This window comes from Bacillus mobilis (genome assembly GCF_001884045.1).
In the GTDB taxonomy this organism is placed as follows: Bacteria; Bacillota; Bacilli; order Bacillales; family Bacillaceae_G; genus Bacillus_A; species Bacillus_A mobilis.
Genome location: NZ_MACF01000152.1, coordinates 1 through 8,503, shown reverse-complemented (window position 1 = coordinate 8,503; position 8,503 = coordinate 1). Strand labels below are relative to the sequence as shown.

Sequence of the window (8,503 nt, the reverse complement as noted above, 5' to 3'; positions counted from 1 at the left end):
CTACTTGGTCGCTCATTTGCGACTTCCTTATGTTAACATCTTCGTTAGTTAATGTCAACTAAGTTTTTCATTTTGTTTGTCGCTTTCGACGTTAATGTCATCGGCGACTTGTTCTATATTACACCTCTATACTCTAATCGTCAATACCTTTTATCCTTTTTATTTTATAAATTATAAAGGAGCTTAAACCTTCTTCATTTATAACCTCGTACCTAGAGATTTATAAACTGGTGCAGTCACTTTCATAATCAACAATTTATACTCTCTTACTTACTTCTTACACCTTTCTAAAGAATGAATATCAAACCAAGCAAATATATATTAAAAGTAGCACTTTTTATTTCGAGTACATTCCTGCTGCATTCACAATTATCTCCTACCACTTCTCTCTAGAAATTATAAATACACCACACATTTACTAAAATCTAATTAACTTAGGAGGCGTTATGAAATGCATGTTAATAAGAAAATCATTTATGTATCCCATGATGCCCATTTTCACGGAGCACAGCTGCTTTCTTTACATACCATTAAAGCTCTTAAAGAAAACTTTCATTACTCCGTCGCAATTATTTCAATTGGAACAGGCATTTTAATCCGCGATTTTCAAAAGTATGGTCCTGTTTATTGCCTAGAGAAAGACTACCCAACGGAAGGAAATGTTGAATTATTAATAAAGAAGTTAATATCACAAGGCTATACCATCGCGATATGTAGTACCGTAATAAGTGGTGATATAGTTGCATTACTAGCTAAACACAATATAAAAGTTATTTCATTAATACATGAATTACCACATTTAATACAACAGTACTCTGCCGAAGGAAAAGCGAGAAATATTGCGGAGTCTGCTTACAAAATAGTCTTCCCTTCACAATACGTATATGAAAAATTCCGTACAATCACCCAATTAGATCATCAGAAGTGCCATATTCTCCCTCAAGGTTTATTTAACCATAATCCTTATAAGAACAATATCGCAAAAGCTAGAAACGTATTAAGAAAAAAACACAACCTGCCTCTAGATAGCAAAATCATTTTGGGAGTAGGTTTCGCTGATCATCGAAAAGGGATAGATTTATTCTCACTTATTGCTTACTCCGTAAGAAAGATTCATAGGAATATTCATTTTATATGGGTTGGGAGAACGGATGTTCATTTTTTAAACACGCTATCCCCAAGATATACAGCACATTTTACATTAGTGGAGCCTACTCCAGATATCGGTTTATATAACGCCGGGGCTGATTTATATTTATTAACTTCAAGAGAAGATCCTTTTCCAAACGTTGTTTTAGAAGCGTTAGATACGAAAGTCCCTGTTATAGGTTTTAAAAACGCTGGAGGTTTTGAAGATGTTGTTACGGAACAAACTGGCGCATTAGTAGACTATTTAAACTTACCGATGATGTTGGAAAGAATATATGAATTTCTTGGAGATGAAGATTTACGATTACAAAAAGGCAGCTTTGGCCAAGAACTTATTGAAAAAGATTTCAACTTTCTTCATTACATTTATCAACTATTAAACCTGCTTGAGCATAATTATAAAAAAATAAGCGTCATTGTACCGAACTATAATTACGAAAGATACTTACCTGACCGAGTTAAATCAATATTAAACCAAACCTATCCCCTTTACGAACTAATTTTCCTAGACGATGCCTCTACTGACAATAGCGTACCTATATTTGAAAAGCTGCTCTCTAACGAAAATAAGCCTCACCTACAAGTTCAGCAAATTATTAATGATAAAAACTCTGGTTCTGTATTTAAACAATGGATAAAAGGCGTCTCTGCGGCAACCGGTGATTATATTTGGATTGCAGAGGCCGATGACTTATGTGATCCGACCTTTTTAGAAGAAGTAATACAAGGGTTTCATATAAATAGTGATGTCACCTTAAGCTACACACAATCAAAACAAATAGATGAACAAGGAAATATCCTGGCCAATCATTATTTAGATTACACAAATGATATTGATAAGGAAAAATGGAAAAGTTCTTATTTTCGAAAAGGGACTGATGAAATACAAGATACGTTACTTATCAAAAACACGATACCTAATGTATCAAGTGTAGTTTTTAAAAACATAGATATAAAAACTACAGAAAAACAATTAGAAAAGTTTAAAGTAGCTGGTGATTGGTTTTTCTATGTTTCTATTCTTAAAGAGGGGCATGTTTATTTCAATCCAAAGCCTCTAAACTATCATAGACGACATACAAATAGCGTAACGAAAACAGAAGATTCATATTCCCATTACAGTGAAGTTGTACAAATGCAGAATTTCATTAAAGAAACTTTTACTATCGACGACATTTCAAAAAAGAAAATGTACACATATAGAAAGTACCTTAAAGCATATTTGAAGATCTAATGATATCTTCTCTTCGCCATCAGTATCTCTTGTGAGACGTTACTATCATTTAAGGGGGGTCCTCTTTGAAAGAATTTATAGAGGCAAATAAAGATTTGATTTCTCAAATTGCACACAACTACAATGTAAATGCAAGTATCCATCCAGAGGATCACATCTTTCAATTCCTTGTCACGAATCCAGTCTTCCCATCTAAAAAAGAAGCAATAGATTATTATTTTCAAGATGGAAGAAAATCCGCAGAAACGCTCTTAGATTTAATTACTTCCTTTTATCCTCCTATAGACACTCCAATAAAGGTATTAGAATTCGCATCCGGATACGGCTGCGTAACACGTCATTTATTAAATCTACAAACAAACTTACGTATAACTACCTGCGATATACATGAAGAGGCTATTACTTTTATTGAACGTACATTAAATACTCCTTCTATCTTATCTCACCCTGAACCTGAACAAGTAAATTTGACCTCGTCTACGTATGATATCGTTTTTTGCCTATCCTTTTTTTCTCATATGCCTGATACAACTTGGTCTCGTTGGCTTCAAACATTGTATAATGCTGTTTCACCTGGCGGCTTATTCATTTTCACAACTCATGGATATCAAAGTAAAAAGTACTTCGGTTTTCCCGATTTAAATAAACAGGGTTATTGGTTTCTCCCCTCTAGTGAACAGCTCGATTTAGATGTTCATCAATACGGCCAAACAATTGTTAGCCCATCTTACGTATGTGACAAAATTAAATTATTACCTTATAACCCTATTATCAAAAAATACACTGAAGGTTTTTGGTGGGAACATCAAGACCTTTGGGTAATAAAAAAAGAAATAAAATAATAAACCACGCTCTACTTATACAGAAGTAGGGCATGGTTTATTATTTTTTACTATATAAGAACTCTTCAATCCATAGTTTATTTAATCTAATCCCACTTTTGAAATCTATTTTCGGTTCCCAATTACATTCTTGTCTTACCCTATCTATATTTAAAATGATTTTTTGAACATTTTCTTGTTTTTGTTTATAACAGATAAAATCCACTTTTCTTTCCGTTAATTTCTCCAATTCTACTATAATTCGTTTTAAAGAGAGACCTATACCGCTTCCTATGTTATATACACAAGATTTCAAGCGATTTAATTGCGATAGTTGTATAGTAATTTCAACTAAATCATCGATATAAATATAATCTCGAATAATTTCTTGTGGATTACCATATATATTAATCTTCTCATTGCTGAGATGCTGATATAAAAAACAATTTATTGCCCCAACTTTCTTTAAAGGATTTTGATATTTTCCATATGGATTAGAATATCTACATACAACATAATCAATTCCGTATTTTTTCTTATAAAAATACAAGTAATTTTCAAGCGACACCTTTGTTATTCCGTAAGGAGAAAGTGGCTTTAATGGATGTTTCTCATCAATAGGTAAATATTCAGGTTCACCATACACGGTACCCCCAGAAGATGCTAATACAATTCTTTTAATAGGAAAGTTTTTAACACTTTCCATGAAATTAAGAAAAAAAAAGCTACTGTTCATATCTCCGAAAACATCTTCAATTGAAGTCGCTACATTAGACGTTGCAGCTAAATAAATAATTACATCCACATTCACTAAAGCTTTATATATATCTTCAACATTTGCTAAATCACCTTTAATAAATTCAATCTCACTTATAATATCTTGAGGAAAATTATTTATATGTCTGGAAAATACTTTTACATTTTGACCTTGTTTCAATAAACCTAATGCGAGGTTAATACCAATGAAACTATTTCCACCTACTATTAAATAATTATTCTTCCTCATAATACCCTCTCTAGTAATAAGATTTTTACTTATCACACCTAGAAATACAAATAAATGAACTTGGTCACTTCTATTATTCCTTCTCTTATAATTGTATGCCGCTTATACATTTTCATTATCTTTATTTTATATTTTCATTTTAGAATCGCTATCTTATTTCAGATGACCACAAAAAACACTCATACTATTTACTCATTCCTATGAATATATTGGATTAGTAAAAACTTCACCTCTCCATAAATAAAACTTTCAAAAAGGAGCACTACATTTATGAAGAATGTAAATCAAGAGCTTTTAAATCATGTAATCCTACATAAAGATCGAATTCCACATTTCCATAAAGACTTTCCCCTTATACTATTTTGGAGCCATAGAAGCGGATGTACCACTTTAGCTAATTGGTTCTTTTTTCAAATTGGATTGTTTAATGAAGCAAAGAAATACCATGACTTTATTCATTACTATGAATTCTGGGTGTATAAAAACAACACCAACTACATACCAGATTTACAAAATGGGCTTCTAACAGCAAAAAAAGATGTTTGTAAACTTGTGAGGAATCCCTATACAAGGGCTGTCAGCTCATTTTTATTACTTGCTGACAATCCATATGCTAGCCCACAATGGGAAAGTATCCGCCAATATTTATATAATGACAAATATAGTAACCGAGGAATATCATTTAAACAATTTTTATATTACGTTCGAGCATTCGGTTCCAATTCCCTAGCGATGGACATACATTTTAGTCAGCAATACGTTCCAGGTGAAGAAAAATTCATCCAATACTATATTCCTTTAGAAGATTTTAATACACAAATCACCAAGATAGAACATACGTACGATTTAGTTAAATCCAATTTAGCGCTACTTACAAATTCAGATCATCATCGCGCTCATAAAATGCATTATACAGGCAGCTATGCAGAGTTCAGCATTACGGATGCTACCTTCCCTCGCTTTCCAACATATGAAAGTTTTTATGATGAAGAAACAATGGCACTAGTTACAGAAATATATGCACAAGACTTTGAAATGTATCCGTACACAAAAGGGATATTGTAAATCAATACATTCTTCAATGAATAAAAGCGAATATATCGCATAGCATAAAGTGAAACTTTAATTAGCGTGGGGTTCTCTCCCGCTAATTATTCCATTCTACTAATCTCACTTTTATGGATGCGCTGATTGTTGACGTGTGTGTCATACTATCTATAAAATGAGGGCAATTCATCTCCCACCTCACTTCTTTACTTCAGCCAGATCTTGAGATGGAAGTCTTAATTCCCTGAAAATAATGGGATAAATACACTTGGTTTTACACAGGAGTGATATCATGTGGAAGGTAAACTGAAACACAATCATGGATACTGCGTTATTTGTGAGAAGGAAACTACGTTTATAGAGCAGAATGATTGGCTTCGAGATCATTACTTATGTTCTACATGCCACTCTATACCAAGGCAGCGAGCTTTAATCCATGTTTTAAATACATTTTTTCCAAAATGGGGTTCCTATCATATACACGAATCCTCTCCTGGAGGGATTACGACTCAGCTACTTATAAAAAACTGTAAAAACTATACATACTCTCAATACTTTAAAAATCACCCTCTTGGCCAATACTTTCAAGGAATTAGATGTGAAAACTTAGAAGATATGACTTTCCAAAATGAATCTTTTGATTTGTTCATTACTCAAGATGTCTTTGAACATGTAATGGAGCCGAACAAAGCCTTTAAAGAAATAGAGCGTGTATTAAAGCCTGGTGGTACTCATGTGTTTACTGTCCCTTGGTATCATACACTCACAAAGACTTTGCAAAGAGCAAGAATTAATAAAGAAGGAATTGAGTATATGGAAGAGCCAATTTATCATGGTAATCCTATTGATGCGAACGGGTCTTTAGTAACATTTGATTGGGGTCAAGATATGATTGAATATATTTATACACATGCAAATATGTATACCATTGTGTATTTACAAAAGGATAGATCACTGGGGTTAGATGCTGAATTTTTGCATGTTTTTATTAGTAAAAAAACATGTAAGTAGCTGTTAATCACTACATCATTCGGAGGTTTAACAAATGAATAACTTTAAGTTAGGAAGTGATTTTGATAACCTTGTTAGCCCACTATCTGATATTGAACTTCTAAATCTATTTATACAAAGTTGCTCCCAAACAAAGATAAATGGCATCCCAGTACCTATGTTCCCCCCTGAAGAAATTCAACAACAGTTTGTAGGTGCTTCCTATGAACATGCTCTTTATGAAGCATATTTGTTTTATAGCCATGTAAAAACATACGCCCAAAATTTAGGTGTTCCCTTGAATAAAGAACGGAGAATTTTAGACTTTGGTTGCGGATGGGGAAGAATCATACGATTCTTTTTCAAAGATGTTCGCCATAAAAATTTACTTGGTATTGATGTAGATCCTATAATGATTAACCTTTGTAACGAAACGTTAGGAAGGGGCAGATATAAAATAGCTCCCCCACAACCCCCTGTAGAATTTATTAATGACAATTCATTAGACATCATATTCGCTTATTCTGTATTCTCACATTTATCCGAAGAAACTGCAGAACATTGGATAAAAGAGTTTTCAAGAATTCTTCGTCCAGGTGGCATCTTCATCGCAACAACACAAGCACGCTATTTTCTCGATTTCTGTCAACAATTTAGGGAACACCCTGAATTAATTCAAACCGGGTGGCATAAAACTTTATCTCAAGCTTTTCCAGATATAAATCGTGCCATTTCGGATTATGAACGTGGAAATTTTGTCCACAGTCCTACAGGGGCAGGAGATGTTAGAGATAGTAGCTTTTATGGAGAAACTGTTATACCTAGAACTTATATTAAAAATCACTATGAGAAGTATTTAAAGCTACGGGACTTTTTTGATGATGTAAACCGATTACCCCAAGCCCTATTTGTTCTCCAAAAAGATTAACCCTTTTCATTCATGGTAATGCGCGTAATTTCATAATGAAAATCATTTTTTATCTCAGCTATATCGAGCAAACTGTAAAAATGAATTCATTATGGAGCATACAAAAACAGTAAGTAAATAACATATCTCGCGCTTTAAACTAGATCCAAAAAATCAAAAGTAACTTCCCACCACTTGAACTACGAAGAACATAAGGGGGATATACCTTGAAAATAATCGCTTTTTACTTACCACAGTTTCATCAAATAAAAGAAAATGACCGATGGTGGGGGAAAGGATTTACTGAATGGACAAATACTAAAAGTGCACGACCTTTATTTTCAGGACATTACCAACCTAGAGAACCTTATCAAGATTTTTATTATGACTTAACCACCCCATCCGTAAGAAAATGGCAAGCAGAAATCGCCAAAGCACATGGCATATATGGTTTTTGTTATTACCATTACTGGTTTAAAGGAAAGAGGCTATTGGAGACACCCTTTAATGAGGTACTTAAGATGAAGGAACCAGACTTTCCATTTTGCCTTTCTTGGGCAAATGAACCGTGGACAAAAACTTGGGATGGTCTTGATAGTCACATATTAATGCCACAAAATTACGGAGAGTTATCGGATTGGAAAGAACACTTTGAGTATTTATTACAAGCTTTTCAAGATGAGAGGTATATCCGTATAGATGATAAACCACTATTCATTATTTATCGGCCTGGACATATCCCTGATTGTGAGCAAATGCTTCATTATTGGAATACACTCGCACAAGAACATGGTTTGAAAGGTATATACTTTGCAGAAACATTAAACAGCTTTCCACTTCCTAATATAAATGGGTTTGATGCTAGCATTCAATTTGAGCCTTTTTATACAATTGCTCATGATAGCTCTTCAGACATAAATAAGACAATATATGAGTCTGATAAACAAATAAATGCTTGGGATTATGATAAAGTGTGGATGTATATACTAAAACGATCTCCTACAGAGAAAAAAACATTTCCCGGTGCCTTTGTTGACTGGGACAACACAGCACGCCGCAAAGACTTAAATAGCAGCATCTTCCTAGGTTCTACACCTAGGAAGTTCACGATATATTTAAGCAAACAAATCCAGCGTACCTATTCTCTTTACAACAGCGAGTTTTTATTTATTAATGCGTGGAATGAATGGGCCGAAGGTACTTACTTAGAACCAGATAAAAGGTATGGATTCGCCTATTTAGAAGGAGTTAAACAGGCCATTAACAGAGGTATGAAAGCATACAAAAAAGACGAGTCATACTGACTCGTCTTACAGTTGCTTGGCGACGTCCTACTCTCACAGGGACAA

7 protein-coding genes are annotated in these 8,503 nt (G+C 33.6%); 6 read left to right on the top strand and 1 reads right to left on the bottom strand.

Features of this window, described 5'->3' with window-relative positions:
* Nucleotides 1–451 precede the first annotated feature (451 nt).
* Together BAQ44_RS29245 and BAQ44_RS29240 are read left to right on the top strand one after the other, a co-directional pair.
* Nucleotides 452–2,383: a glycosyltransferase gene (locus tag BAQ44_RS29245; protein ID WP_071725325.1), complete on the top strand. Its 1,932-nt coding sequence runs from the start codon at nt 452–454 to the stop codon at nt 2,381–2,383.
* A 65-nt stretch (nt 2,384–2,448) separates the two neighbouring features.
* Nucleotides 2,449–3,225 carry a class I SAM-dependent methyltransferase gene (locus tag BAQ44_RS29240; protein WP_063260210.1) on the top strand — a complete coding sequence of 259 codons (777 nt, stop codon included), beginning with the start codon at nt 2,449–2,451 and terminating at the stop codon, nt 3,223–3,225.
* A gap of 40 nt (nt 3,226–3,265) precedes the next feature.
* Here BAQ44_RS29240 and BAQ44_RS29235 read toward each other — a convergent pair whose 3' ends face one another.
* Nucleotides 3,266–4,210, bottom strand: coding sequence for an NAD-dependent epimerase/dehydratase family protein (locus BAQ44_RS29235; protein WP_071725323.1), 945 nt, complete (start codon nt 4,208–4,210; stop codon nt 3,266–3,268).
* Nucleotides 4,211–4,480: 270 nt separating this feature from the next.
* On the opposite strand from BAQ44_RS29235, the gene BAQ44_RS29230 reads away from it, so the two are divergent.
* The 4 genes from BAQ44_RS29230 (at nt 4,481) to BAQ44_RS29215 (ending at nt 8,458) form a co-directional block, all read left to right on the top strand.
* Nucleotides 4,481–5,275, top strand: a complete 795-nt coding sequence (locus tag BAQ44_RS29230; RefSeq protein ID WP_071725321.1) for a sulfotransferase family 2 domain-containing protein — start codon at nt 4,481–4,483, stop codon at nt 5,273–5,275.
* A 276-nt stretch (nt 5,276–5,551) separates the two neighbouring features.
* On the top strand, nt 5,552–6,268 hold the full coding sequence (locus tag BAQ44_RS29225; protein WP_063260213.1) for a class I SAM-dependent methyltransferase: 717 nt from the start codon (nt 5,552–5,554) through the stop codon (nt 6,266–6,268).
* A gap of 34 nt (nt 6,269–6,302) precedes the next feature.
* Nucleotides 6,303–7,175, top strand: coding sequence for a class I SAM-dependent methyltransferase (locus BAQ44_RS29220; protein ID WP_071725319.1), 873 nt, complete (start codon nt 6,303–6,305; stop codon nt 7,173–7,175).
* A 206-nt stretch (nt 7,176–7,381) separates the two neighbouring features.
* Nucleotides 7,382–8,458: a glycosyltransferase WbsX family protein gene (locus BAQ44_RS29215; RefSeq protein ID WP_063260215.1), complete on the top strand. Its 1,077-nt coding sequence runs from the start codon at nt 7,382–7,384 to the stop codon at nt 8,456–8,458.
* Nucleotides 8,459–8,503: the final 45 nt, after the last annotated feature.